This window comes from Burkholderia sp. b14, from assembly GCF_900156195.1.
In the GTDB taxonomy this organism is placed as follows: Bacteria; Pseudomonadota; Gammaproteobacteria; order Burkholderiales; family Burkholderiaceae; genus Mycetohabitans.
This window is the reverse complement of sequence record NZ_FTPJ01000002.1, coordinates 153429-179032: the sequence shown is the minus strand read 5'-3', so window position 1 is coordinate 179032 and position 25604 is coordinate 153429. Positions and strand designations below refer to the sequence as shown.

At 57.7% G+C, this 25604-nt stretch carries 20 protein-coding genes and 4 pseudogenes; 6 read left to right on the top strand and 18 right to left on the bottom strand.

The genetic code is table 11. The features are described from left to right. Positions 1-325: 325 nt before the first annotated feature. The 4 genes from B0B13_RS01955 to B0B13_RS01940 all read right to left on the bottom strand — a co-directional run bounded on the left by B0B13_RS01955 (position 326) and on the right by B0B13_RS01940 (position 3290). A complete protein-coding gene (locus B0B13_RS01955; RefSeq protein ID WP_076794093.1) occupies positions 326-1456 on the bottom strand; it encodes a 3-deoxy-7-phosphoheptulonate synthase in 1131 nt (376 codons plus the stop codon). Positions 1457-1523: 67 nt separating this feature from the next. After that, on the bottom strand, positions 1524-2150 hold the full coding sequence (locus B0B13_RS01950) for a LysE family translocator (protein ID WP_076794092.1): 627 nt from the start codon (positions 2148-2150) through the stop codon (positions 1524-1526). Positions 2151-2165: 15 nt separating this feature from the next. Beyond that, the gene (locus B0B13_RS01945) at positions 2166-2594 is read right to left on the bottom strand and encodes an HIT family protein (protein WP_076794090.1); all 429 of its coding nucleotides are present in this window, start codon (positions 2592-2594) and stop codon (positions 2166-2168) included. Between the two features lie 201 nt (positions 2595-2795). Further along, the gene (locus B0B13_RS01940) at positions 2796-3290 is read right to left on the bottom strand and encodes an Lrp/AsnC family transcriptional regulator (protein WP_076794089.1); all 495 of its coding nucleotides are present in this window, start codon (positions 3288-3290) and stop codon (positions 2796-2798) included. Positions 3291-3455: 165 nt separating this feature from the next. Between B0B13_RS01940 and B0B13_RS01935 the strand changes: the two genes are divergently transcribed. Next, positions 3456-3716 (top strand): DUF6356 family protein, encoded by a 261-nt coding sequence (locus B0B13_RS01935; RefSeq protein WP_076794087.1) that lies wholly within the window; start codon positions 3456-3458, stop codon positions 3714-3716. Positions 3717-4417: 701 nt separating this feature from the next. On the opposite strand, the gene B0B13_RS01925 is transcribed toward B0B13_RS01935, so the two are convergent. Next, entirely contained in the window at positions 4418-6139 is a 1722-nt protein-coding gene (locus tag B0B13_RS01925) for an autotransporter outer membrane beta-barrel domain-containing protein (RefSeq protein WP_237574067.1), read from the bottom strand. Between the two features lie 666 nt (positions 6140-6805). Here B0B13_RS01925 and B0B13_RS18865 point away from each other — a divergent pair. After that, positions 6806-7305: pseudogene (locus B0B13_RS18865) on the top strand (hypothetical protein). Between the two features lie 519 nt (positions 7306-7824). Here B0B13_RS18865 and B0B13_RS01915 read toward each other — a convergent pair. Next, positions 7825-8100, bottom strand: a complete 276-nt coding sequence (locus B0B13_RS01915) for a hypothetical protein (protein ID WP_076794082.1) — start codon at positions 8098-8100, stop codon at positions 7825-7827. Between the two features lie 76 nt (positions 8101-8176). On the opposite strand from B0B13_RS01915, the gene B0B13_RS01910 reads away from it, so the two are divergent. Then, entirely contained in the window at positions 8177-8542 is a 366-nt protein-coding gene (locus tag B0B13_RS01910) for a DUF2471 family protein (RefSeq protein ID WP_235091578.1), read from the top strand. Positions 8543-8948: 406 nt separating this feature from the next. Here the strand turns inward: B0B13_RS01910 and B0B13_RS01905 are convergent. The 9 genes and pseudogenes from B0B13_RS01905 to B0B13_RS19915 form a co-directional block, all read right to left on the bottom strand. Further along, positions 8949-9546 (bottom strand): annotated as a pseudogene (locus tag B0B13_RS01905) (AAA family ATPase). Between the two features lie 722 nt (positions 9547-10268). Further along, the gene (locus B0B13_RS01895; RefSeq protein ID WP_076788726.1) at positions 10269-10664 is read right to left on the bottom strand and encodes a response regulator; all 396 of its coding nucleotides are present in this window, start codon (positions 10662-10664) and stop codon (positions 10269-10271) included. Positions 10665-10991: 327 nt separating this feature from the next. Then, the gene (locus tag B0B13_RS17510) at positions 10992-11231 is read right to left on the bottom strand and encodes a hypothetical protein (RefSeq protein ID WP_139337275.1); all 240 of its coding nucleotides are present in this window, start codon (positions 11229-11231) and stop codon (positions 10992-10994) included. 422 nt (positions 11232-11653) lie between these two features. After that, the gene (locus B0B13_RS01885) at positions 11654-13189 is read right to left on the bottom strand and encodes an alanine/glycine:cation symporter family protein (RefSeq protein WP_338893376.1); all 1536 of its coding nucleotides are present in this window, start codon (positions 13187-13189) and stop codon (positions 11654-11656) included. An 873-nt stretch (positions 13190-14062) separates the two neighbouring features. Next, positions 14063-14865: pseudogene (locus B0B13_RS01880) on the bottom strand (IS5 family transposase). Positions 14866-15324: 459 nt separating this feature from the next. Next, positions 15325-16023 (bottom strand): hypothetical protein, encoded by a 699-nt coding sequence (locus B0B13_RS17505; protein ID WP_170872331.1) that lies wholly within the window; start codon positions 16021-16023, stop codon positions 15325-15327. Between the two features lie 446 nt (positions 16024-16469). Continuing rightward, positions 16470-16694, bottom strand: a pseudogene (locus B0B13_RS01875) (IS5/IS1182 family transposase); the annotation flags it as partial. A gap of 62 nt (positions 16695-16756) precedes the next feature. Further along, positions 16757-17605, bottom strand: a complete 849-nt coding sequence (locus B0B13_RS01870) for an IS3 family transposase (protein ID WP_502686587.1) — start codon at positions 17603-17605, stop codon at positions 16757-16759. Between the two features lie 90 nt (positions 17606-17695). After that, positions 17696-17890, bottom strand: a complete 195-nt coding sequence (locus B0B13_RS19915) for a transposase (protein ID WP_502686583.1) — start codon at positions 17888-17890, stop codon at positions 17696-17698. A 193-nt stretch (positions 17891-18083) separates the two neighbouring features. On the opposite strand from B0B13_RS19915, the gene istA reads away from it, so the two are divergent. After that, positions 18084-19568, top strand: a complete 1485-nt coding sequence (gene istA / locus B0B13_RS01860) for an IS21 family transposase (protein ID WP_076794074.1) — start codon at positions 18084-18086, stop codon at positions 19566-19568. Beyond that, the gene (istB, locus tag B0B13_RS01855; protein WP_076794072.1) at positions 19561-20334 is read left to right on the top strand and encodes an IS21-like element helper ATPase IstB; all 774 of its coding nucleotides are present in this window, start codon (positions 19561-19563) and stop codon (positions 20332-20334) included. The genes istA and istB overlap by 8 nt, the downstream gene beginning before the upstream one ends. Before the next feature lie 69 nt (positions 20335-20403). On the opposite strand, the gene B0B13_RS01850 is transcribed toward istB, so the two are convergent. The 3 genes from B0B13_RS01850 to B0B13_RS01845 form a co-directional block, all read right to left on the bottom strand. Further along, positions 20404-21441 (bottom strand): IS481 family transposase, encoded by a 1038-nt coding sequence (locus B0B13_RS01850; RefSeq protein ID WP_076793855.1) that lies wholly within the window; start codon positions 21439-21441, stop codon positions 20404-20406. Between the two features lie 115 nt (positions 21442-21556). Next, positions 21557-21709 (bottom strand): hypothetical protein, encoded by a 153-nt coding sequence (locus B0B13_RS18155; protein WP_170872330.1) that lies wholly within the window; start codon positions 21707-21709, stop codon positions 21557-21559. Positions 21710-22154: 445 nt separating this feature from the next. After that, positions 22155-23309, bottom strand: coding sequence for an IS110 family RNA-guided transposase (locus B0B13_RS01845; RefSeq protein WP_076794071.1), 1155 nt, complete (start codon positions 23307-23309; stop codon positions 22155-22157). A 584-nt stretch (positions 23310-23893) separates the two neighbouring features. On the opposite strand from B0B13_RS01845, the gene B0B13_RS18625 reads away from it, so the two are divergent. Continuing rightward, a complete protein-coding gene (locus B0B13_RS18625) occupies positions 23894-24895 on the top strand; it encodes a hypothetical protein (protein WP_212667338.1) in 1002 nt (333 codons plus the stop codon). The last annotated feature ends 709 nt before the right edge of the window (positions 24896-25604 follow it).

Genomic DNA, 25604 nt, shown 5'->3' with positions numbered 1-25604 from the left:
GACGGGGACCTGCTGCGGCCACACTCAATCTATGGGCGATTGGCCTGTGTGACAGGCCGCGGCGATATGCGCCATGGACCGACGCATTCCTCCGTTGCGTTACGTCCTGCGGCCTGCGCAACGGCACGCTGACGCGCGTTCTGCGCGCGTTGATACCGGAACGGGTCACGCGCGACATGAGCTTGTTCGACGCGTGCAGCACCGAGCAGCCGAATCCGCCGGCGGATTGGGGGCACGGACTCCTCCTCGGCCCGGTTCGCCATCGCGGTTTAGCGGTTTAACCGTCCAGCCGTCACCGGCGACGAACGCATCGACGACTTCGTACTTACCGCCACGCCGCGGCGGCACGGCGGGCCCGTACCGCACCGGCCAGCATCTCCAGCACCGGCTCGGTCTGCGCCCAGCCCAGGCACGCGTCGGTGATCGATACACCCCATTGCAGCGGCACACCGGGCTTCAAGTCCTGGCGCCCTTCCTCGAGGTGGCTCTCGATCATCACACCGCTGAGGCGACGCTCGCCCTGCGACAGCTGCGCGGCCAAGTCCCGCGCGACGTCGACCTGGCGCAGATGTGATTTGCCGGAATTCGCATGTGAGCAATCGACCATTACATGCTCACGCAGCCCCGCCGCCCTGAGCACCGCGCAGCTTTCCTCGATGGCGGCAGCATCGTAGTTCGGCCCTTTCTTGCCACCGCGCAGGATCACATGCGCGTCACAGTTGCCGCGCGTCTCGAAGATAGCTGCCATGCCCATCTTCGTCATGCCCATGAATGCGTGGCTGGCGCGGGCGGCCACAATCGCGTCTGTGGCGACCTGCACGCCGCCGTCGGTACCGTTCTTGAATCCGATCGGACAGCTTAAGCCTGACGCCAGTTGGCGGTGACTCTGGCTCTCGGTGGTACGCGCCCCGATTGCGCCCCACGCCACCAGGTCCGCGATGTATTGCGGGCTGAGCAGATCCAAGAATTCAGTGGCAGTCGCAAGCCCAAGGTCGTTGATTTGCAGCAGTAACTCGCGCGCGCGGCGCAGCCCCTCATTGATTCGAAAGCTGCCGTCCAAGCGCGGATCGTTGATATAGCCCTTCCAGCCAACCGTGGTACGCGGCTTTTCGAAGTAAACCCGCATCACGATCAACAAATCCTCGTGCAGCCGGTCAGCGGCACCTTTGAGCCGGCGCGCATAGGCGAGCGCTTGGTCGTGGTCGTGGATCGAGCATGGGCCGACCACCACAACCAACCGGTCGTCCCGGCCATTGAGCACATCGGCAATGCGCGCGCGGCTGTGCTCGACTAGTTGCTGCACCGAAGCCGGCGCCGGCAACTCGTCCAGCAACAACGCCGGGGAGATTAACGGCCGCACGGCGCCAATGCGCACGTCGTCGATGCGGGTCGTGTCCTGCGTGGCGTCGACCACGCCCACCTCCTGAGCGTGCGACAGGTTGTCGATGCGAGTCAAAATCGTCTCCAGGAAACTAGCGGCAAGACGAGATTATCGCATTGGTGCGCAGCCCGATACCCTATCGTTACTGCATCGCGACCTTCAGTCCCAGCGAGATAAAGATCACGCCGATGATCTTCTGTTGCCAGCGACGCAGCCAATGCAGCTTCGCGACAAAGCGCGCCAATGGCCGCATCGCGACGACAAGCAACGTCGTGTACACCGCACCCATCGCAACGAAAATCAGTCCCAGCACGGTAAACTGGACAAATGTGGTGCCGCGCTCCGGCTGCACGAACTGCGGCAGGAAGGCAAGAAAGAACAATGCGGTCTTCGGATTCAGCACTTCAGCCGGCACGGCCTGAAGGAACGCCTTCAGCGGCGAAATCTCGACTGCCGCAGGCGCCGGCGCGTGTCCGTCGGCGGTTCGTTTGCGCAGCGCGCACACGCCCAGGTACAGCAGATAGGCAGCGCCGACCAGCTTGACGATGTTGAACGCCAGCGCCGACGTCATCAGCAATGCCGACAGGCCCACGGCGGCAAACACCGTATGAATGAAATCGCCGACTGCCACGCCCAACCCGGTCAGCACGCCGGTCTTGCGCCCGCCCTGCACCGTGCGCGTGAGCACCAGCAGCACGGCCGGCCCCGGTATCAGAAACAGGCCGAGCACGACTACGATGAACGTGCCCAATGTCGAAAGCTCAAACATCGCACGCTCCCTGGATCAGCCAATTGACTCGAGTTGAGCACGGATCTGCTGTGCAATCGCCTCGAGCTTGCCTGGCTCGGCCGCCACACGCGCGTGATGCTTGAGTTCTTCGCCGGCATGACGTGGAATCACATGGAAATGCACGTGCGGCACGGTCTGCCCGGCCGCGGCCCCGTTGAACTGGGCCACCAACATGCCCTCCGGTTTCAGCGCAGCGCGCACAGCGGTGGCGACCCGACGGACCATCCGAAGGCACGCTGCCCCTGCCGCATCCGACAGATCGAAGATCTGCGCCGCCGCTTCCTTCGGCACCACCAGTACGTGGCCGTCGGCCTGTGGCATCAGGTCCATGAAAGCCAGCACGTCGCCGGTCTCCGCGACTTTGACGCATGGCAACTCGCCACGCAGGATGCGTGCGAATGGGTTATTGGGGTCATAGGGCATCACGGCTTTCACTCCGAGTCGTAGGCGTGCAGAACATAAGCGTAGCCGAGTTCCACCTGTTCCGTCATCTAAATTGCCGCGTGGTACACCAGTCCGGCACTCATATTTGGTGCTCTACGCCTACGTCTAGGTCCAGGTTGAGGCCTACGCCGCACGCCTACGCCCCGTCCGCGTTTCACGCCCCATACCCAGCACGGCTGTTCACAATCGCCGAGACGTAGTTCGTGTACTGCGCTCAGTGACATGGTCCAGCGGGAAAGCGGTCGTATGTTTGACCACCTCCATCGCAAAACTCGCGCTCACATCGAGCAGCTCGGCGACCTTAATCAGGCGCTTATACACGTTGTCATAGCCGGCGATGTCGGGCACCACCACTTTCAGCAAGTAATCAACGTCGCCGGTCATCCGGTAGATTTCCACGATTTCCGGGATCGCCGTCACCCCCTTCAGGAAACGGCTCGTCCATCCGTCGTTGTGCTGGCTCGCGCGGATCGTCACGAATGCAGTCAATCCGAGATTGAGCTTAATCGGATCGCATAACACGACTTGCCGCTGGATCACGCCGTCCTCGCGCAGTTTCTGTATGCGACGCCAGCACGGCGTCGGTGACAAATTCACCGCCTTGGCAATGTCGTTCAATCCGAGGGATGCGTCGTGCTGCAGCAACGACAATATCTTGGCGTCTATCTTGTCCATGGATGGGTCAATATTAGGAATTTTTTCTACTTTCACCTAGCATCGTGCACAAATTCGCAATCCTTTTTCAAGCCCCCGCCTATAAGATTGCCTTTGTTTCGCACGCAGCCGCCGGCTTGATGCGCGTCGGCCCATTGAATTAAACCATCGACTCGAGCGCTGCCCATGAGAATCCTATTCGGCGCGTTTACGCGGCACCCGGCCTCCGTCGGCGAAAGCTATCTGCAACACATGAGAGCGTCGTTCTCGTTCGGAGGCCCGATGCTGCTGGCCGCATTCGCTGCGCTCGTGCATGGATTGTTTCCGTTCCTGTTCGTCAAGACGGGTAGCACAACCGTGTCTCGACTCTACGAGCGCATGGTGCTCCACCGCTCTAGCGGTGCCCTCCGGCGTAAGCCGACATCCGGTCAGCCGCCGCTCGCCTGAACCACCCCTGTGCCGCACCCACGCGGCACAGCCGAGCAGTCGCGACGTTGCCCCAGCCAGGCGGACTCGCACGTCGAATTTGCACGATTTTGACAACCCCAGACTGCCTGATGAGGCACCTATGGGCAAATCACCGTCATCCCGCTCTTACATAGAATCGTGCGATCGTGTCGAACCGCACGTAAGCGTCCGCCTGAGATAGCTCGACGCCAGACGAAGGGTGGAACCATGCCCCTTACGCGTCGCGTCCATGCAGCAGGATCAGGTGGCCGGCCAGTCGCGAACGCCCACGCGCGGTCAGTGACTGCAACGGAAATGAACTGTCGTCAGGCCGCGATTGCCAAGGACTGCCAGAGTGACAAGCATCTGAAGCGGCTCAAGCGCTGTGGCGACGACAGCTTTTCCTCACTGCTCGTCTCGACGCGCATCGACGATACGACTTTGCGCTGGCGTCCAACATCCCGGCCGTCCGGCAACGCGTCGGCTTCGAGCGCGCGGGCGGCGCATTGGAGGCAGTGTTCTGACGACTGGGCAGCAAGCTCGGTTCCGTAAGGCACATCGACTGGTCGCCGCAGCCGTCGTCTGTTGGAGCGGGTGGACGCGCACGGCAAAGTAGTCGATGCCGTGCGCTTCGAGATACGCAGGGCATTCGTGCACGCCGACGCGCGCGTCGTCCACAGCAGCCCGCGCCACAGTGAAGATCAGAAGCCCATCGTGAAGAACACCGACCCCATATCCTGCGCGATCGCCGCACTACTTGCAAAGCGACGGCGGTATCCGATATCCAAGCTTGACGCTTTTACGGGTGTCGCAAACCGGCCACCGACACTAATCTCGCTCCATTGGCGTGTTGACTGCGCGCCGACCACAAACGGATCGAACCCTGGCACGCTGGCCGACACCGGATCGTTGCTCCTGCTCAATCGTTGGACGTGCTTGACGCCCGCCGAAATGACCGTTTGATCGGTGAAGCGCAGGTGACCGCTAAGTCCCACTGTGCCATATACGTTTTCGTCGGTACGGGCATTAAAACGAACCGGGAACTGGCCGGACGTCTCAGTGTAGTCGCCGAGTTTTGTGCGCAAGTAGTCAATGCCCAGGTAAGGCATGATGCTGGCGTTCCGTACGGCGAACACGTAACCACCCTGCGTCGACACGGCGCGCTGCGCGACCGTCGTGTCGCCGTTGGACCGGTCCACGCCGGAGGCAGTCAGGTAAGACCGGTTGATGGACAAGTCGCCTTGCTGATAGCCAAGCGCGACACGGGCAAACACGCCCGGGCGAGTATGGGTTCCGTACTCGGCGAATAACCCGAACAAGCTGGCACGGTTACGCATTGTGTCGTTACCTACGTCAAAGCGATAGCTCGGCGCCTGGTAGCCCAAACCGGCAGTCCAGTCGTCGTTGATTCGGTATGCCGTACTGAATTCGCCCTGCCAGTTCGCACCGTTCACTTTGCCCGCATTGTGGCTGTATAGCGCGCCAGCCGAGATGCACACGCCGTATTGGTCGAAGCTGCTGCAACGCATGCCGTCCTGGACAAACGTTTGCACCGCGGATTGCAACACGGAACTGTACAAGGTCGCGTTGTTCAACGAGTCGTTCAGGTCGAACAAGCCCACAATCCCGACCTTGCCTCCATCGTCACGCGCAATGAATGGCTGTGCGCGTCCGTTGATGAAGCCTTCGCCCACCACGATGGTGCCATCTTCCGACATGCGCTCGGCACTGTAAAGCGCGTTGCCCTCCAGCAGAGGGTACGAGGCGATCATTTCGCGCAGACGATCGTCGGGAGAAGGCTTGTCGTCGATCAATGCGGCAGTCTCGCGCGACTCCGGCTCGACGGCCGCGCTCTCTTGCTGCGTCGGTTCCTCTTCTACGACAGTCTGGACTTCTTCCTGCTGCTCCGTTTCCTCTTCTGGGATACTCCGGCTCTTTTGACGCTGCGCCGTTTCCTCTTCTACGAAACCCCAGCTTTCTTGATGCTGCACCGTTTCCTCTTCTACGAAACCCCAGCTTTCTTGATGCTGCACCGTTTCCTCTTCTACGAAACCCCAGCTTTCTTGATACTGCACCGTTTCCTTTCCTACGCGACTCGACACTTCTTCTGGCTGCTGGCGTGCCTCTTCCTTAGGGACCGGCGACGGCGTTTCCTCCTTTGGACCCACTTCCTGCTGTTGTATTAATTGCTGCTCTAGATCTGACAGATGCAGCTCGTTGTTCGCTTGCTGCGCTTCCTTTTCCCGCTCTTGCTGCCGCAACGTTTTCTCTTCTGCGCGATTCGACGCTTCCTTTGGCTGCTGGCGTACCTCTTCCTTAGAAACTGGCGACGGGGTTTCCTCCTTTGGACCCACTTCATGCTCTCGTATTACTTCTAAAAGAACCCGCTTCGCTTCCTGCTCGTCTAGAGCTGCCCGCTTCACTTCCCGCCTCTCTAGAGCTAACCGCTGCGTTTCTTTTTTCCACTTCTTCTGCGCCCTTTTACTTAGCCCCGCCGGCGGCTCAGAATTGGAAGAACCCGATACGTGCAACTCGTTTTTTCTTTCTTCTGTAGCATTTACATCCGCGCTATCTACTGCGAAATAGACGATTGCGCACGACATAATCGCGCGCAGCACGCGGTTCGATGAAAATCGACGGGTACGTTCTGCGCACTGACCACGAGTTAACTTTAAATTCATATCTTTAAAATAATGCCAATTTATTAACAAACCAAACAGTTAAAATTCTGAAATTACACAGCACAACTTCTTTTTTCATACTTGCACAAACAGCACGCCAGTTCTTTCACGATATCGATCTATAAGCCAGCAACGATGACCTACCGCACTCTAACGGCTTACTGACGATTTGCTTACATCGACTGCGTCATTAGGTAAGGAAATGGCGGATAAAGACTGAAATAAACTCCTCAGTATCAAGAGCGTTGAGCGCTATCTGACCGATGCCAACTACAAACCCGCTTAATAGAACCGGCTCCGACATTAATTACGGGATTTACAGAAAATAAACACCAAAACGAACAGACGCGACGGTTGTGCTTGTTGACACCCGGCCTGGTCTTCGCCGCTATACTCGGATGTACTCTACTGATCGACGGCTGCAACAATCCGCCAGTGGCCAAGCCATGCGCACATTGAAAGCAAATTTCAATTTGAACAAACCAGACTCGCTACTGTGCAAGAACTTCACGCCCGGGATCACGACTGAACAATAGATCCATGATCAGATGGGGAAACCGGAAACCAAAGGACCTTCGCGAGGGGATCGGGACGCCTCGAATACCCCCGCGGTCCTCAAGGCCTGAACACGGTCGATATCGGCGGAGACAGCAAGTGGGTTACGGTCACAGATGCATTGTCCGCTGACAATTTCACATGGACCCATGTCGGCATGACAGAAGACGAAGTGCGACATATCTGCTGGCAAGCCCGGTGACGTCGCCGTCTAACCAGTGAAGCAAGAAACGGTCTGGAGTTGGGCATGGCGTGAGGGTAACGTGACGCAGGCAGGCTATTTCAACGTGCACTTCGGCTCTGACCACACGGTGACGATGACCTCACGGTCGAGCATGATGCGCGGACACTAGTGGACGCAGTTCTCCACAGATTTTGTGAACGTCCCTGTGAATATCCTCGGGACAAACGGCGCAAGTGCTTGAGCCCGCGGCACTTGTTCCCCACCGCGCAATAACGTGCAACGAACAGCTGACCTTGCGCAGTTCGTGCCGGCCGACACCGCTTTCACGCCACGTCGGTCAGCTCAATGATCACCGACCCAAGCGGCGCAATTCATACGTCCTGCTGCGCGAGACTGATCGTGTCGCTGGGCCCTGGCAACTACCGAGTGAGATGAATATGCGCAAGCACAAGTTGCGCGGTGGCAAAAAAACAACACGACGAGCCACAGGCACGCGAGTCGAGGCCGGCAAGCAAAGATCATTTTCGACTCTCATTGGATTGAACGATAGCGCTCGACACCCGATGGGTGTCGCAGCCACCGACGCCCAAATCTACACCGGCTTATTCACAAATTTTGTTTGCAACGATGTGGACAACCATTGGATACGCATGCTAAGTGCCTGTCGCGCCAACAGAAAACGGGGCTGCTACGGCTTGATGCAGCGGCGTGCGGTACCGACGCAATCGCCACTGCAGCCGGGACAATAGTGGCGCGCGGCCAGGCCGGCACCACGCCACCCTTCACTGCTGCACGGCACAAGCGTGCCGATCGACTCACCCCCTTCCCGTGCATAGAACACCGGCTCGCCGGCCATGCCGCTCGCGATCATCGAATCGATTTCCACGTCGCCGAACGCCGCCCGTAGTGCATCCACGAATGCCGCCACCTGCGGCATCGAGCGACGCATGGGTTTGTCGGGCATTGTGGCACCTCCGGAAAAACGTGGCTTGCTTCAACACCTGTATAAATACACAGTATACACACACAAGGAGATGAAGATGGACGACGCATTTTTCTCGAAACGGGCGTTTGATCGCGCCGCCGCCGATTTGCGGCGAATCGTGCATGCGATCGCCGGACGCTATCGGGTTCGCGACGAGCCACTGACATGGCGGCGCCTTCACAACATCGAAGCAGAGGCGCTGTCCGACCTCGGACTGAGCGGCCGCCACGATGCCTCGTTGCTTGCTCTGTTCTCACCATCGCCGGAGCACGACTTTCCGCACTCGGACGAGGCGGTATGCGTGTCAGGCGTGCAACGCGTGCCGCTGATTACGTGGTTCGTGTTCGACGTCTATGGTCTGGTCGCGACGCCGGCGCCCGGGCCACCGCAAGTCCAATGCAAAACGGCTGCAATGTCGTAGCCTGTGCAAGCGCGCCGACTTGCGCAGAGACTGCGCGGGGCGACGGTGCGGACCGATAGCTTGCCGCGGTATCGTGTTATCCCCAGAATGTGTTGGGAAGGCTGTGGGTAAACTGGGCATATGCAGCGCAAACCGTTGACAGAACGGCAATCGCTGCCGACGATCGCACCGCGTGCAAACGCTGCCGGTCGCGCCAACGTGACATACCAGATTTGCACCAGGCGCTGTATGCATGCCCAGTGCCGCACAGTACTACACCGCGTTTGAACGACGTACGGCGAGTTGCCAGCGATACGTCCAAGGAAGGAGGCTTGTTGCGAGCGATCCTATTATGACTTGTGCTGACCGTTCGCATCGACGCGCCGTGCAGCGGTGGGGACCGGCGCCGGCACGCCAGGGCGATCCACTACGATCGACAGCCCTCGTGACCGCCGCGGTGGTCGCCGCGCGCGATCTGCTCAATGACAAACCGGGCCCGCTCACTCACCGGCCCGCAAGGCAGCTCGACCAACTGGTAGCCCAGCGTATCGTATGTCGAGACCATCACGTCGTATGTGCGCCGTGCTTCGTCGAAATCTTGCTTTCTTTCGACATCCTGCACAAAAATCTCGCGCCAAGGAGGCGCGATAAATACTTGGCGGTTATAGCGAAACGATTGCGCGGCGCGTAGCACGTGTGGCGGCACCGGCAAGCCGCAGAGACGAAGATAACCGACGACGTCGGGCACGCCTCGATCGAACAGTACCGGCACGCTGCGCTCGTGAGCCAAATGATACGAGCGCATCTCCCAGCACAGCATCCACTGCGCAAACAACACGGGATCATGCCACGGCAGCGCTGGGCCGCCAATCCGCACCTGGTCCTGGATCACCCCCCCTGCCTGCTTCGACCGAACGCGCATAGCCAGCCGCCTGCAGTGCGTCGAGCAGCATGCTCTTGCCCGATCCTGGTCCCCCGGTAATCACATGGAAGTGCTCAACATAAGTGAACTCGTTGTCGGCCATTGGCGTTGTCCCGATTCAATCCTTCACAGATCAGCTATTCACAGATTCAACCATTTGCACATCCAACCATTCGCAGGCTCCGCCGGCTCAGCCATACGTAGCCCCCTTCGCCTGCAAACTCATCTGCCTGCGGATTCAGCCGTTTCCAGCCACCCGCAGAACGAGCCGCTCGCAAACCTAGTCGGTCGCGGATTCAGCTACCGCAGGCTCGACTATTTGCAAATCAACCATTGACAAGCCCGTCCGGACGCGGCATCCGACTGCTGCCCGCAATACGCTATGTTGCGCGGGCAGCGTCCGCTTGATGTATTGCGAGTCCAGTGCAAAGGTTTCCGCTGCTGCCACCGCGGTCCCGACGTTCAAGTCGGCCATCCACCGCCAGTGCGCACGCCTGCATCAGGCGGTGCAGTTGCGGCGGATCGCCGTCATACAGCTGAGCCACACGCAACAGCAAGTCGTCCGGAGCCTGCGGCAACGACGATGGCGCTATGAGGTTATGTCAGCGGCACCGCGCAACGCCAACTGAATGGTCAACGCGAACACAATTGCATCGTTGCGTGCGGCACCCACGCCGGGCAGAGCGGCGACCAGTAGGTTCAATCAGCCGTCCAACCAAGGCCGTGCAGCGCCCAGCGGCCAGGGACCTAGATCACTTGCAGGCACCAGCGCCAATGGCCGGGCACACGTAGCGGCCAGGAGCCAGCGCCACGCCGCGGAAGGCATCAGACGCTCGGCAGCCTGCGCGTCGCGGCACGCTCCTCGGCACGCGCGTCAAGCAACCGACGCATCGTCGAAAACAATTCAGGATAATCCAGCGGCTTGCGCAGAAACGCGTCGTAGCGGACGAACGCGGGCGGACTGGATTCGCCCGACACAAGAATGAACAGCGTGTCGGCAAGCACGGGATGATTACGTATCGCCTGACACAATGCGCTCCCCGACATCCTGGGCATGCGCCAATCGGCCACGACAATATCGATTTGTGTCGCGTCGAGCAGCGCTAGCGCATGCCCGCCGTCAGTGGCACTCTGCACCCCATAGCCCTGCTGCGTGCAGCAAATGGCCCAGGCAGCGAGGGTTTCCGGGTCGTCGTCGACAAGAAGTACAGTCGTCGTCACGTTTAGCTCCAACCATCCGAGTGCCGCCGCTCCCGGATGCGGCAACTCGCGCGCACTCAAGCATATAAGAAAACACCCGCATACACGATCGACAACCAGCTTAGCAGGCGGACGCTCGTATGCGAGCAAGCAGCACGCCCGCCAACGCGACGGCGAATCCGATCCATTGCACCGGCAGCAACGTTTCGCCAAACGCCTAGTTAACTCCAGACGCAGCCAACGGTAGCACCAGGAACAGCAGGGCCGTCACCCGGCGTCACCGCGTCGCACCATCCGGACCAGCAGGGTCGTCGCGAAACCCGACGGCATCACGATACCCCATGCCAACTACGCCCACAGTTGGGGCGCGGCGACACAGCGGTGTTCGCCAAGCACCAGCGCGAAAGCGGTGGCGTCCAGCGCAGCGCCGGCGTTCTGTAACGCGGCGGCGCTGGTCAAATGCACATTCGACAACGAAGCTTTCTGATACAGCGTCCCCGCCATGATCGACAATACCGCGAAGATCGCCGCAATCACCACGATCCACTGCGCCGTGCCGGTCGCGCCAGCGACCGCATGGGGCAGCACAGCGGTATCATGCGCTGCGAGTTTAGGCAGCAGGACGCGTCACTGCGCCAAGCCCACCAACAAAGCCCGTCCAACCTAGCGACGAGAGTCGCTTTCCAAACAACCGCGATGCCACAACTGCCGTCAATAGCGGCTGCAGCGCACCTAACAGGGCCATCACAGCGGCGCCGCATCCCTGCTCAAGCCCACAACAGCCCGTGCCAAGATGGAAGCCCTACAGCAACGCTGCCGGCCAACAGATGTTTGCCCGACTCACTGCGATCGGGCCAGTGCGCCCGCACCGCCCATGCCGCCACAGTACACAGCAGTACGGTACCTGTGGCAGCCATGCCGTCAACCGCGCGTGGCGCCGCGGGCGCCACGGCTGCGGCTTTCAGCCACGCGACGCCGCAGCACCGCAGCGCCGACAACATTATCGCCAGTTACTTGGAGTCGGTTGCCCAAGCCGGCACCGAGCGCGAGCGCACTCCTTTCGAAACCGATTGCGTGCCAATGCTCTGTCGGGCGGCGGAAGGGCGATATGCATCGCCACTCCATGCGCCCTCCGGCAATATCGCATCCAAGCCGGTGATCGTGTGCCGGTTGAACACGGGTTGCGCGATGCCAGCGTTACGCTGAGCACAATAGTCGAGCCATGCAGCGCGTGCATACTTGCCAAGCGCCAAGACTGCCAACAAGTTGATCGTAGCCATCAGCCCCATGCTCAAGTCGGCCATCGACCAGATCAGCGGCAACTTCGCGACGCTGCCAAACATCACCATGCCGAGCACCGCGCATCGGAACCCGACCAACACGTCCTTGCGCCGTGTGATGAACATGACGTTGCCCTCGGCACACGCATAGTTGCCCATGATCGACGAGAACGCGAGCATGAAGATCGCACACGTCAGGAACGTCGCGCCCCAATCGCCGACATGGCTGGACATCGCGCGCTGCGTGAGCACTGCACCCTCGACCGGCGCGCCAGGCTGGTACTCGCCAGACAACAAAATGATCAACGCCGTCGCACTGCAGATCAGGATCGTGTCGACGAACACGCCGAGCATCTGGATCAGGCCCTGCGTGACAGGATGGCGCGTGGTGGCGGTCGCTGCCGCGTTCGGCGCGCTACCCATACCCGCCTCGTTTGAGAACAGTCCGCGCTTGATACCGACCGCGACGATCTGGCTGATGGCGTAGCCTGCGACGCCGCCGACCGCCTGCTCGAGGCCAAACGCACTGCGCACGATCAACGCGATCACCGCCGGGAACGAACTCAAGTGTGCCAACAGTACGTAGCCGGCCAGTGCAAGGTAGCCGAAGGCCATCACCGGCACGAGGAACTGCGCGATGCGTGCAATGCGGCGAATCCCGCCAAAGATCACCGGCGCGATCAACACGATCAGCAAGGCTCCCGTGACAACCCGGTCCGTGCCGAACGACGCATGCAGTGCGTCCGCGACCGAATTGGCCTGCACCGCGTTGAACACGAGGCCGAACGCAAGAATCAACGATGCGGCAAACACCATCCCGAGGCGCCTGGAACGCAATCCAACCCAGATATAGTAGGCCGGGCCGCCACGAAAAGTGTTGTCGTGATGGGACACCTTGAATATCTGCGCGAGCGTGGCCTCAACGAATGCGAGCGCCATGCCGAGCAGCGCGGTCAGCCACATCCAGAAGATCGCACCGGGACCGCCCGCGCTCAACGCAACGGCGACGCCCACGATGTTGCCCGTGCCGACCCGGCTCGCAAGCCCCGTGGCAAAGGCTTGGAACGAGGAAATGCCATCGCCCTTGCGCTTGCCTTCGCCATCGTCGCGAAACAGCGTCTGCACGCTCAGCGGCAGCGCGCGAAGCTGGATGCCGGCAAAGCGCCATGTGAACCATGCTCCCGCACCCAGCAACAGCGCGATCAGCATGTAGTTCCACAACACTCCGTTCAGGTGGCCAATGGCCGATGCCAGAAAAACTTCCACGCTCATTCCTGTTACAACCCTTACGAATTGATTTCAGCGTCCGAATTTTACACATAACGAGCCGCCGTAGGGGTGGTTCCAGGAGAATTAATTACGGGTATTTGCTGTATCGCTGCACGAATCGGTATTAATTACCGAAAACCCTAACAGTGAAAGAGTTCGACTTCGAAGTAGCAGCGGCCACCGTGCGCATCGCAGCCATTGCGGCTTATCAACGTTCCCGGATAGTGCCAGCCAGGACTACAAACAGCGCGATAGAGTATCGTTGAGAACGTCGGAACTTGGTTCATCGATGATCGCGGGTATTCTCGTTATCGACGTCGCCTGTCGCGTCGCCCCGAACCGTTGGCTGCCCTCGTGTGTCCGCGCGTGGAGAAAAAACACATCCTGTTTTGCGTCTGGGCAAATCGCAGCGGATGGAAATTGAATGCATTGCTGTTCGGCGAAACACATTGAATAGTCAACGAATTCCCCGTCGGATGCCCATTTGATTTGTAATCATCAGGTGGCGGGTTCGAGTCCTGCAGCCGGCACCAATACTGACGCGGGTCCCAGCAAATGGGGCCCGCTTTTTTTTGTTCTACAAAAATTGTTTTGGGTTGCCGTGTACCTGTACGGCGCTGCTACGGCTTGTGCGCGGGGCGCGTCAGCAGCCAGCAGACTCGCCACGGCCAGGCTCTTGGTAACTTTATTTGGATACTGTGTGGCCTGGGCCGCTGGCAGCCAGCCTAAGGTCGCTTTGTGAGGGAAATAGCCTAGTTGAAAGACCGCGACCTTAAGCGGCGAAATTTTGGGCGTGACGCCGCTGTTTAGCGTGGCACGGCTTCACCGATGCGATTGCTGTCAAATGCCCTAGAGCGTGTTATGCACTTTTCATAATGGGTACAGCATGAGCATAGCGAAGACGACGAAATGCAGGCCGGCCAGGGTTTCGGGCAGGCGCTCGTCGTCGCGGACCAGTCGCCTGAACCAGTTAAGCCAGACGAAGTTGCGCTCGACCACCCAGCGGCGTGGCAGCAGCACCAAGCCCTTCTTTGCCTCAGGCAGTTTGATGACCTGCAGCTCCACGCCTTCATCGCGACCGGCCTGCGCAGGCGTGTCGCCCGTAGAGCCCCAGTCAGCGAATGCAAGTTTCACCGTCTGAACGGTGACATGCTGAACCTGACGTGCAAGCTCGGCCACCTGTGTGCGCTCCTGCGCGTTGGCCGGCGTAATGTGCACCGCCAGCAGCAGACCCAGCGTGTCCTCAGCCATATACCTTACTGCCTTGCTTGCGCTGATGATCGTCGTAGCCCGCACGCGGACCGCTTTCGCACGTGGACTGCAACGTGCGACCATCCAGGATAACTGCACTGCACTGCGCTGTGCCTGGTGCTGTTGCGCCACGCGCAGCACCGAACGCAAATCGTTGATCACCGCTTCGAAGCAACCCGCGTTCAGCCAACGCTGCGTTTGCTGATAGACTCGTTCCTACGGCGGAAGTTGGTCGGCAGCATACGCCACGATGCACCCGCTCGCGCCATCCAGCGCAGCGCGTTGAACATTTCGCGCAGTTCGTATCAACGCTGCGGTGCGCCTTCGTTCATTAAAGTCAGGTAGGCAGTGGCAAAGCTCCATTCCTCGTTCGATACATCCGTCGGTAAGGCTTGCGTTCTGTCATCCCCACAGGGTAACAACTCTGATCAAAAGTGCCTAACACGCTCTAGAGGAAGCGCAGCCGGAAATCTTAACGCAGAGGTGGCCACTAAACTGAGGGAGACCCGTCCCAAAATTCTGATAACGCCCCGGAAGCGATACTGGTTGCACTGGCTGCGATACCGGCCACTGCGAGAGAGCAGCAAAAAGTAAGTTATTGTACTTGTCCAATTATTAACTCCGTTGTTTATATTACACAAAGCTCTTCCTATAGCATTCTTCGTAGTTCGCTTGGCTATGTCCTTCCGTCATTATGTAAGCAATCGGCAAGTCGTATGACTTGGGTGGTGAAGTATAGTTACAGTTTAACGACGATGAATCACCTACTCCTCACACCACCCATACAGAAGCAGCACTCCCATGAAGTTAAACAAGAATTGCACAAGTGCCACCTCGAGCACTACCCAAGGCAGCATATGATATTAACCATTTAAAATCGCTTACTCATATATAGAAACTTTATAAAACCAACTATCTCCCTTAATTTTCGAGCCATCTTGTCTTGCGGAAACATTGTTAACCCAAAGTGTTCCAACTGATCCCGGTGGAACGGGGATAACTACGCTGCAATCTCGATCTCCATTTTCTACAAAAGCATATTTATTTGGCGGAGAAGATGGTATTGGATTGATGAAATCATTCCCAAGCCATTCCGGCTTTTCTTTAGCCACAATACCTCCCGCACGACATACTCCATGATCATATTCTTTGGGAATACTATGAATCATGAACCACTGCGTCTTCTTTGATTCATTTCTCTTGGATAAATAGAGCATAGTAATATCGCCCTCAATTCTTTTTGCAGATGAGAAACCACATTCTTCTCGCCCAATACAAATATATTTTCCGCCACTTGCAGTTGCGTAGGACCAGCGACCGGACTGACAAAAGAGGGGCGTTCCATTAGCATCTCTTGCTATACGACCATTCTCAGGGCAAGCAGTATCTTCTGCCACGATATCCGTAATTTGGATTCCCTGAACTCGCATTACCCCGTCCTGCGGAGCGGGCGTAGCCGTGGTGTATCGTCCAATGTCCGACCAAGCAGGTACTGATACAAGCGAAAACAAAAAAATCAATATAACTGCAGATATTCTGCACATTGCCGCCTCACTAGGTTGAATTAATCCATTACTCATAGTTAGCATGCTTATTAGCTTGCTGGACTTAGCATATTTCCCCGTCGAGCGGGTAACAAGGAGCGTTGGCAAATGGGCCATGATAATTGGCGGCTTAGTATCTCCTATGTTTCGAAGCGGCTTTGCACTGAATAAAATCCGACACGCAATCACATGAGTACAAGGCTTACCTGTGCGATTCGCGGACATCATTTCACTTTTTAGAAGGCCGTTTTCGTCGCGTTGCTTCGCTCGCTCCAGAAGTGCGGCACAGATACGCGACTTGCGACAATGTCAGCAAGCCTCTCCAGTTGCGGGCGAAGGATGAAATGATGTGTTGTGTCAATAACGTGACTGAAATTAATTTACAGTCCGCAACGCGCTACAAACCGGTGAGCAGCAAGCAATTCCAGCAAATGGCAAATAGATAACCCGTCCTGAACAATACGCTTTGCTCTGCGGCGAGTTCATGCTGCCGACAACCTGTGAGCATCGCGATCGAGCAGAGCAACCAGGATCAAAGCGTAAAAAAGCCGCAGCTTCCTGAGAATCATGCGCAGGTTGTGGCCGGCGCCGCACAGCACCGCATGAATGGCATCGCCAAGCGCGCCTTTGAGCCAGTTGCGATCGAGCTTACCGTCTGCTTTCATATGGCCGATGACCGGCTCGATTGCACTGCGCCGCCGGATCATGAGAAGTGGCCTCGGTTGTTCGGACATTTTTTCGTGCTTGTTAGGTGGAACATCCGGGGCACTCATGCTGCCGATTTAATCGCAGGCAGCGTCGCGAAGTATGCCTCATCCGGCGTCTGATCTGCCAGGCTCGAATGGGGGCGTTTCTGGTTGTACAGCTTGATGTATTCGCCGATGGAGCTCCGGGCATGGTTGACCGACTCATACGCTTTCAGATAGACCTCTTCATACTTGATGCTGCGCCATACCCGTTCGACGAACACGTTGTCGCGCCAGCTTCCCTTGCCATCCATCGACAGTCGGATGCCTCGGCCCAGCACGGCCTCGGTAAATGCGTTCGCCGTAAACTGGCTGCCTTGGTCTGTGTTAACGATTTCGGGCTGTCCGTAGCGCGAAAACGCTTCCTCGAGCGCCTCGACAGCGTGCGTGGCTTCCAGCGTGATGGCCACTCGGTGCGCGAGGATCTTGCGACTTGTCCAGTCCACGACCGACGTCAGGTACACGAAGCCGCGCGCCATCGGAATGTAGCTCGTGTCCAGTGCCCACGCCTGGTTGGCCCGCTCGATCTTCATGCGGCGCAGCAGGTACGGCCAGAGCTTGTGCTGCGCGTTGCGGTGGCTTGTGTTCGGCTTGCAGTACAGTGCCTCGACGCCCATGCGCTTCATCAGCGTGCGCACACGCCGGCGGCCGACCTTATGCCCCTCACGATACAGCAAACGCGCCAGCATCCGTGCTCCGGCAAACGGAAATTCCATATGCAGTTCGTCGATTCGTCGCATCAGCAACTGATCTGCCTTGCTCGTCGGCTGCGCTCGATAATACGCGCTCGATCTTGCGATGCCCACTAGCCGTGCTTGCTGCAAAACCGGCAGCGCATGCGTACGGTCAATCATCGCTTTGCGCTCAGCAATCCCGCTTTGGTGAGCGCGCCTTCTAAAAAATCATGCTCCAGGGTCAACTGGCCGATCTTCGCATGCAGCGCCTTCAGCTCTACCGGCGGCTCACTCGAGAACGTGCCAGCCGTGCCGAACACGTCTGCCGCGCGTCTGCAACTGCCCTTTCCATTCCGTGATCTGGTTCGCGTGAACATCAAACTGCTGCGCTAGTTCGGCCAGCGTCCGCTCGCCTTTGACCGCCGCCAGCGCCACCTTTGCTTTGAACGTCGCTGAGTGCGTCCGTCTCGTTCTCTTCGTCATCTTCCAGGTTCCTTTGCCAGCATTATCGCCGGTTCAGGCCCCCTCCTTTCCACTTATCCAACTGTCCAAATTTGCTCAGCCTGTCTGGCGACAATTACTTTTGCCGGTGGCGACAACTAGATTTGCCGGTGTTGGGCGGCTGAACTGTTGAGGTTGCGGCCGTCGCTATCATGCGGCTCCTTGCGGAGCCAGCATGAAAAAAGACGGAGAAATCAAATTGTTGCGTGAAGAACGGCGTAAAGGAGCGAGTCAGAAGCTGGCGGCAGCGCGAACAGGTATGAGTGAGCGCACGCTCCGTAAGTACGAGCGTGCTGGCACGTTACCGAGTCAAATGAAGAAGCCGCGCATGCATCGCACGCGGGACAATCCGTTTAACGTCGATTGGCCATGGGTTGAGGAGCATCTCAAGCGAGATCCGGCATTGCAGGCCAAGACCTTATTCACGCTGCTGTGCCAGGCGTTTCCGGGGCGATATCAAGAAGGCCAGCTGCGCACGTTGCAGCGGCACATCCAAGCGTGGCGAGTTCGTCACGGCCCGGAACAAGAAGTCATGTTTGCACAGGAGCATGTGCCCGGGCGCATGGCTCAATCCGATTTCACTTCAATGAATAGGCTCAAAGTAACGATCTCGGGCACGGCATTCCCGCATCTGCTCTACCACCTGGTGCTGACGTACTCGAACGTGGAGGCCGTGCGCATTTGCTTCTCCGAGAGCTTTGAGGCGCTGGCTGAGGGGCTTGAAGCGTGCCTGTGGCAGATCGGCGGTGTTCCACAATGGCATCGCACCGATAATCTGAGTGCGGCCGTACGCGAGCTCGATCGCGAAGGCATGCATGAGTTCACGCAGAACTATCGTGCATTGCTTGCTCATTACGGCATGCAGCCATCAGCGAACACGGCCGGATGCGCGAACCAAAACGGCGACGTCGAGCAATCGCACTTTCGCCTCAAAGAGGCCGTGGACCAGGCGCTACGGGTTCGCGGCACGCGAGAGTTCGCAACGCGCAGCGACTACGAACACTTCCTTGGCGAACTTATTCGGCAGCGCAATCTTACGCGCTCGCAACGATTCGAGGCGGAGCGAGCCGCGCTTAGAGCGCTGCCCGCAGCGCCGCTGGAGTTCACGCGCGAGGTCACGGTGCGCGTTTCTCGTTTTAGTTTGGTTCGGGTACTCAACAATCACTACTCGGTGCCGTCACGATTGATCGGCGCCACGCTGAAGGCGCGCATCCGCTCGGAGAACTTGGATCTTTACCACGGCACGGCACATGTTCTGACTCTGCCGCGCCTAAGCGGGCGCAATCAGCGGCGAATCGACTATCGGCATCTGATCTGGTCACTGGTGAGAAAGCCCGGCGCGTTCGCGGCTTACTGCTACAGAGACGAGCTGTTTCCAACGACCATGTTTCGCCGGGCCTACGACGCACTGCTTGCCACAATGCCGACAAAGGCGGACCAGCAATACCTTCGCCTGTTGCATTTAGCTGCGAGCACATCCGAGTCGGAAGTTGACGAAGCAATCGGCCGCTTGCTGCATGAAGATCGCATACCGACGCTCGATGTCGTGCGCGAACTCGTCGCAAGCCCTACGCTGACGCCGGTGCCGAAAATCGGCAAGGCCGCCATCAACTTGCGCGACTACGACGCCCTAATCCCGTCGCGGAGCAATCATGCATAACGCCCGTGAAGAATTGCTGGTGTCGCTTCGTGCGCTTAATCTCGGTGCCATGGCGGCAGCTGTGCAAGACACAGCACTGCGAGCGGAAAAGGAAGGACTGACTCATGAGGCGTTTCTTCTCGAGCTGGCTCGTATCGAACGTGCCGCGAAAGCGTCGCGCCGAATCGAGCGACTACTGAGGCAATCCGAACTGCTGCCCGAGAAGAACTTGCGCACGTTAAAACTGGAAAGATTCGATCCGGCCACTCGCCTGCAGATCGAGCGGCTGCGTAGCGGCAGCTTCCTCAAGGATGCCATCAATGTGATTGCGCTCGGCCGACCTGGTGCCGGGAAAAGCCATCTTGCCTGCGCATTGGGGCACGCGCTCGTCGAGCAAGGGTACCCGGTCCTGTTCACATCCACGGGGGCCTTGGTGCAGCGGCTACTGGCAGCAAAGCGCGATCTGCGTTTGCTGCAGCAACTAGCAAAGCTAGATCGCTTTGAGTGCCTTATTCTGGACGACATCGGCTACGTCCAGCATAACCGAGATGAAATGGAAGTGCTGTTCACGTTGCTCGCTGAGCGCTACGAGCGCAAGAGCATCATCATCACGACAAACCTCGTGTTCTCGGAGTGGAAGCGCATCTTTAAGGATCCGATGACCACGCTCGCGGCCATCGACCGCGTCGTTCATCACAGTGTCATTCTTGACTTGATGAGCGTTGAAAGCTATCGGGCAAAAGCTGCCGGCGACAAGCCGACGGCATCAGCCCCCGTAGCAGCATAGGGCGGCAATTTTAGTTGTATTAGCCGGAACTTGATCTGACAGATAGTCGGGCCGATAGAAAAGAAGCGGTCAATGTGGAATGAGTTTCTCCTTGGCAAGTGCTAGTGAATCGAGGAAGGTGCGCATGGGCGTCTTGCCATAACACCATCGCCCCTGATGCTCACGTTCATTGTTGTACTGATCGAGCCATGCATCAAGATCGGTTTGTAAGGCGTCGATCGATTCGTAGATCTTCTTGCGGAACACCACCCGATAGAACTCGTTGAGCATGGTTTTGTGCAACCGTTCGACGATGCCGTTGGTCTGCGGCGACTTGGCCTTGGTGCGGGTATGGTCGATGTCTTCTACAGCCAAATACAGCTCATATTCGTGATGCTCGGGATTGCCACAGTATTCGGTGCCACGATCCGTGAGCACGCGCAGCAGCGGGATGCCGAAACTGTCGAAGAATGGGACAACACGATCATTGAGTAAGTCAGCCGCCGGCAGCGGTGTCTTGCGATCATAGAGCTTAGCCAATGCCACCTTCGAATAGGTGTCGACAAAGGTTTGTTGATAAACACGACCTACGCCTTTGAGGCTACCGACATAGAATGTATCCTGCGCGCCACAGTAGCCTGGACATTCAGACTCGAACTCGCCGTGGGCCTCTTTTTCCTGTTTGGCGCGCTCCAGCGCGACCAACTGGGCTTCGGTCAGCACCAGCCCGTCCTGAGCGGATTTGGCTTCCAGCGCCTTTAGACGCTTGTTCATGGTCTGCAGATCGTGACGCAGCCAGATGCTGCGAACGCCCTGAGGCGAGACCTTTAACGCATGGCGCTTGAGCACTTCATTGGCGATGCGGATCTGACCATAAGCGGGCAGTTCCAGGGCCAGTTCAACTACGGCCGCCTCGATCTGCGGATCCACGCGGTTTTTGGGCAGCGGGCGGCGGTGGGAGATTTCCTGCAGCGCCGCTTCGCCGCCTTTATCGTACAGTTCCTTGAATCGGTAGAAGCTGTCGCGTGAGTAACCCATCACGCGGCAAGCTTGGCTGACGTTGCCCAGTTGCCGGGCCAGTTCGAGCATGCCGACTTTGGCACGGATGACCTTCTGTTCCTGAGTCATGGCGGACCCCTTGCTGTTCGTGGCGCGCGTTGCCGCGCAGGGCGTAGCCCGTAGCGGCAACGCGCGCCAGCATGAAAAACCAACCACTGTCAGTTTTAGTCTAGTTCACTGCATTTTAGTTGTCGTCGGCGGCTTTTTTAGTTGACGTCAGACACTCAGCCACCTCTATCAGATCGGCCAGACGAACTAACGGATGCTTCAAGTTGATCTGCTCGCGCAGCGGCTGGCGGAACAAATCCCCCTCTAGCACCGGCGTCTTCGGACCCATTCAACCCTCGTCGAAATTTGCAGGAAATTCACGCTAATATGCCCGTCTCTTGCAAATCCCACCATACCATTCCGGCCTCAGAGCCTTACTGCACCAGCGTTTCCGAATTGTTCAGGGCGGACTTCTATGAGCAGAAAGTTGTCAAGAGTTTTGTGCAAGGAAAAAGTCCATAAGCAGATACCTCGACTTTTAGCCAAGCGATATCAACGCTCGTTAGGGTGGGGCCGAGCCGATTGTGCGCACGTGAGAGATTCACCTCTCACCCACTTCTATCCGCCGGATTTGGCCGGCCTCATCCTGTATGCGCGCTACGCCGGACATTCTGGTCCGGTGGATATGCCCCATCTAATGATCGGTTACATTCAGCAACCCGTCCGCCCTACGGGCATATCCCGGTTCAGCCCCTCCAATAGACGTTGATCCGACAGCTATAAGCCATGCCCACTCATGCCCCTTTGAACTGAGCGTTTTGTGGAATCACGCCGTCTTTAAGGTAGCGCCATAATGCAATCACTAACCGCCTGGCAAGCGCGACAATCGCAATGCGTCGCGCGCGGCGATTGGCTCCGGTGCCCTGCGTGCGCTTGTTGAACCACTGCGCCAGCGCACTGCTAGGCTGATAGCGCAGCCAGCACCAGGCCATCTCGATGAGCTGGGTTCGCACTCGCCTATTTCCCTGCTTGCTGATTCCCTGATCAATCCGGCTCTGTCCGCTATCGTAGGGCTGCGGGACCAAGCCTACGCAGGCGCCCAGTTGCCGCCGGTTACCAAACTCGCGCCAGAACAACTCAAGCATCAGGCGCGATGCCCCGAGCTGGCCTACACCTTTGAGGTGCCTAAGATAAGTGATCCGTTCGCGTACAGGTGCCGGTAGGCGTTCTTGCAGTGCGCGCTCAAGTGCCGCGAGTTGTTCTTCGGCAAGTGCCAGGCGGGCCGTCTCGCGTAACAGTCGTTCATGCAACTCGCTGGGCAGCGGTGTGCCATCGTGACAAACCAGTTTGCCGCTAGCTAGTCGCTTGGCAAACGTCCTATGATCGAAACCGTCCCAGCAACCCATCGTGATCAACAACTTACGCATACGCTCGCGGTGCTGCAGCACCTCTTTGTGCAATTGCCCTCGATCACGAATCAACTGACGCGAAGCTTCATCTTGCAGCGAGGGCACTCGCACTACGCGCATGCGGTCACGTTCGCCATGCAGCCATACTCGCAGATTCGTGACCAGCTTGATCGCATCAAGCCGATCCGTCTTAGCGCGACGCCTGTGCCGCTCCACCGGAATACTAGCCGCATCGATCACATAACAATCCATGCCACGCGAGCGCAGCGCTCTATAGATCCAAAATCCATCCTGCCCAGCCTCATAACTGACCACCACACGCACATCTTGGGGCAGCGACCATTTCTGCTTGTACCGCTCAATCACCTCCAATAGGGCTTGCACTCGCAGGGCCGCTTGCGCTCCCCTTACCGTGTGTACCGCTGGACTCTGTCTGCGTCCGTCGTGCAGCGCAATTTTCCATTGGGCCCCTGCCAGTTCGAGTGACGCTGCCAGTATTACGTTCTCAGCATCGGCTCCGGCTAAGTGATCTGTACGCATGATAGCCTCCGTTGCGTTCGCCTTGATTCACTTAAGCTTACAACTTAAGCTTTGGTTAGTCTCGCGCTACATAGGATCTAGGTATTCCACGTATAAACGACTATTGATTCCACGAAAAGGCGATTGGGATTCCATAGGAAAGCGACCTAGCTTTCTACTATGAAGCGACCAGCAGCCGGAGCGCTGGATGCGACTAGGGCAGCTCAGCGGAAACATTTTACGGAAGCAACTGATCGTGCCATTGAACAAGGCCTTACCTCCCGGTCCATGCATGGGTACGTGCACCATCGTGTCCTTTTCCGAACCGTTCTACAAAATCTAATTAAGTTCAGCACAGGTGTGCTGTTTTTTCGCCAACGATGGGCATTGCTGTAGAGCGATTCTCAACGTAACTTATTGAGTAAAAAAGGATTTTACGTGGCTCTGCCGGCAACACCTAGAGAACGCTGACACGCAAAGTATACATCCCAGCCATCCAACAGCACGTGGCCATTCGTTTGCCAAAACGTTTATGCGGATCCGACATTCAAACAGATACTGATGGCGGCGTAATGTAGACCCCACCTCCTATTCTCTCCACCGCCATGAGCATAAAGATCAACCCATTCCGCCAAGCACGCCAATCCGATCCGACACCCCGGGGCAATGTGACGACGTCCGGCAACACCGTCGCAGGAAGCGAGCGATCTTGGCACAGCAAATTCGACGGATTGTTTTCGCGCAAGAAAAAGACGATATCGACGCAACCGCCAATGGAAAAGCCAGCCTCCACCGACTCGAAAACGTCACAAACAGTCCGGAATGTGGCTAAGCAGCTGAAAAAGGCCTTCTGCCCATGCGGCTCGTCGGAGAGCAAGCTTATTAAGAAGTTTCCTCAAGTTCCGTCACGCCCTGCCCTCGCAGATAATCGCGCCGGCGTTGGAACAAAAGCTTCTACACAAACCAGCACGGCAAAGGGTAATACTCCAGACATCAAACTACCCGAACGAAAGAACTCGCTCGCACATCTAATCACCCACGAGGCTGGCTCGGCTCCCCGAAGCGGTAGCACCTCATCAAAACAGGCGTTCGCAAGGGTAAAAGTCGGCCAAGTCAACGTCAAAAAAGCTGAATTCAAAAAAATCGAAGTCGAAGTCAAAACAATGAAGGCAGAGTTGCTAAGTACAAAGGCTGTGATCTCCGAGGCGAAGAAAACGGTGAATGAAGCTACGCGGAAAAATCAGAGAGGCAAAGATAATGTTGCCTCAAAAGACATTGAAGATATAACAGAAACGGAGACCGAGCTCCTTAAGAAATTCCCTACAACTCCTGCCGTCCCAGCTTCCTGTCCCACCAAAGGCAACGTTTCGTCAAAGCAAACCACTCCGGCAGCGCCGCCTCGTCCGCCGAAATCAAGTAAAAGACCTTCGGTGATAGTCCAACTCGCCGCCAAAAAAATGAAGACTGCGTCTTTGCGCGAACAGACCCTGATCTTCGAAGGGTTGAAAACAGCGAGCGAGACGGATCGGTGGCTACCTGTCAAGCCTGTAAATCACGCCCCACCAACAGGTCTGAGCAAATTGGGTAAAGGCCCCGTAATAGAGTAACCACGGGGAACTTGCCATATGGGCCCGTCGCGAAGCGACAGGAACCGGAGTTCTGCGCACAGCGGCAAGCACCGGGCGCGTGCGGGCCCGCACAGGTCCACAACGACGGGTTGATGATGCCGCTTCTCAACACGCCGCGCTTCACCTCGCCCGCCAATACCTTGGATATGACCGAAACGGGCCGTATAGCGGCCGTTACGCTACTCGTCCTTTTTCCAGCATCGACGACCATCAGTGTGCAACGAATACGTTATTCGTTCCGTGCCATTTTTTCGCACGATCGGTAACCCGGCTTTTACTGCGTCACAAAGTCCCGAACCGTTGTTCGAATCCGAAGTTCAAATAGAAACTGATGGCGGCGTAATGTGGCCCCACCTTCTATCCCTACCCGCCATCATAAGCATAAAGATCAACCCATTTCGCCAAGCACGCCAACCCGATTCGACACTCTGAAACAATGTGATGACGCCCGGCAGCACCGTCGCGGGACGAGAGCGGTTTTGTCAAGGCAAGTTCGACGTATTGCCTTCCCGCAAGAAAAAGACGATATCGACGAAACCGCCAATGGAAAAGCGGGCCCACACTGACTGGTAAACGTCACGGACATTCCGCGATGCGGCCAGGCTACTGAAAAAGGTCTTCCGCCCCTGCGGCTCATCGGAAAGCAGGCTTAGTCAGACTGCAACCAAGTTGACTATGCCGGAGAACG

Coding starts and splice junctions, on each gene's coding strand:
- B0B13_RS01945 (WP_076794090.1), bottom strand. CDS start 2,594: ATGCCCTATGACCCCAATAACCCATTCGCACGCATCCTGCGTGGCGAG.
- B0B13_RS01935 (WP_076794087.1), top strand. CDS start 3,456: ATGAGAATCCTATTCGGCGCGTTTACGCGGCACCCGGCCTCCGTCGGC.
- B0B13_RS19915 (WP_502686583.1), bottom strand. CDS start 17,890: ATGACGAAGAGAACGAGACGGACGCACTCAGCGACGTTCAAAGCAAAG.
- B0B13_RS18155 (WP_170872330.1), bottom strand. CDS start 21,709: ATGGGTCCGAAGACGCCGGTGCTAGAGGGGGATTTGTTCCGCCAGCCG.
- B0B13_RS17505 (WP_170872331.1), bottom strand. CDS start 16,023: ATGAGTAATGGATTAATTCAACCTAGTGAGGCGGCAATGTGCAGAATA.
- B0B13_RS01915 (WP_076794082.1), bottom strand. CDS start 8,100: ATGCCCGACAAACCCATGCGTCGCTCGATGCCGCAGGTGGCGGCATTC.
- B0B13_RS01910 (WP_235091578.1), top strand. CDS start 8,177: ATGGACGACGCATTTTTCTCGAAACGGGCGTTTGATCGCGCCGCCGCC.
- B0B13_RS01940 (WP_076794089.1), bottom strand. CDS start 3,290: ATGGACAAGATAGACGCCAAGATATTGTCGTTGCTGCAGCACGACGCA.
- istB (WP_076794072.1), top strand. CDS start 19,561: ATGCATAACGCCCGTGAAGAATTGCTGGTGTCGCTTCGTGCGCTTAAT.
- B0B13_RS01950 (WP_076794092.1), bottom strand. CDS start 2,150: ATGTTTGAGCTTTCGACATTGGGCACGTTCATCGTAGTCGTGCTCGGC.
- B0B13_RS01845 (WP_076794071.1), bottom strand. CDS start 23,309: ATGCGTACAGATCACTTAGCCGGAGCCGATGCTGAGAACGTAATACTG.
- B0B13_RS01850 (WP_076793855.1), bottom strand. CDS start 21,441: ATGACTCAGGAACAGAAGGTCATCCGTGCCAAAGTCGGCATGCTCGAA.
- B0B13_RS18625 (WP_212667338.1), top strand. CDS start 23,894: ATGAGCATAAAGATCAACCCATTCCGCCAAGCACGCCAATCCGATCCG.
- istA (WP_076794074.1), top strand. CDS start 18,084: ATGAAAAAAGACGGAGAAATCAAATTGTTGCGTGAAGAACGGCGTAAA.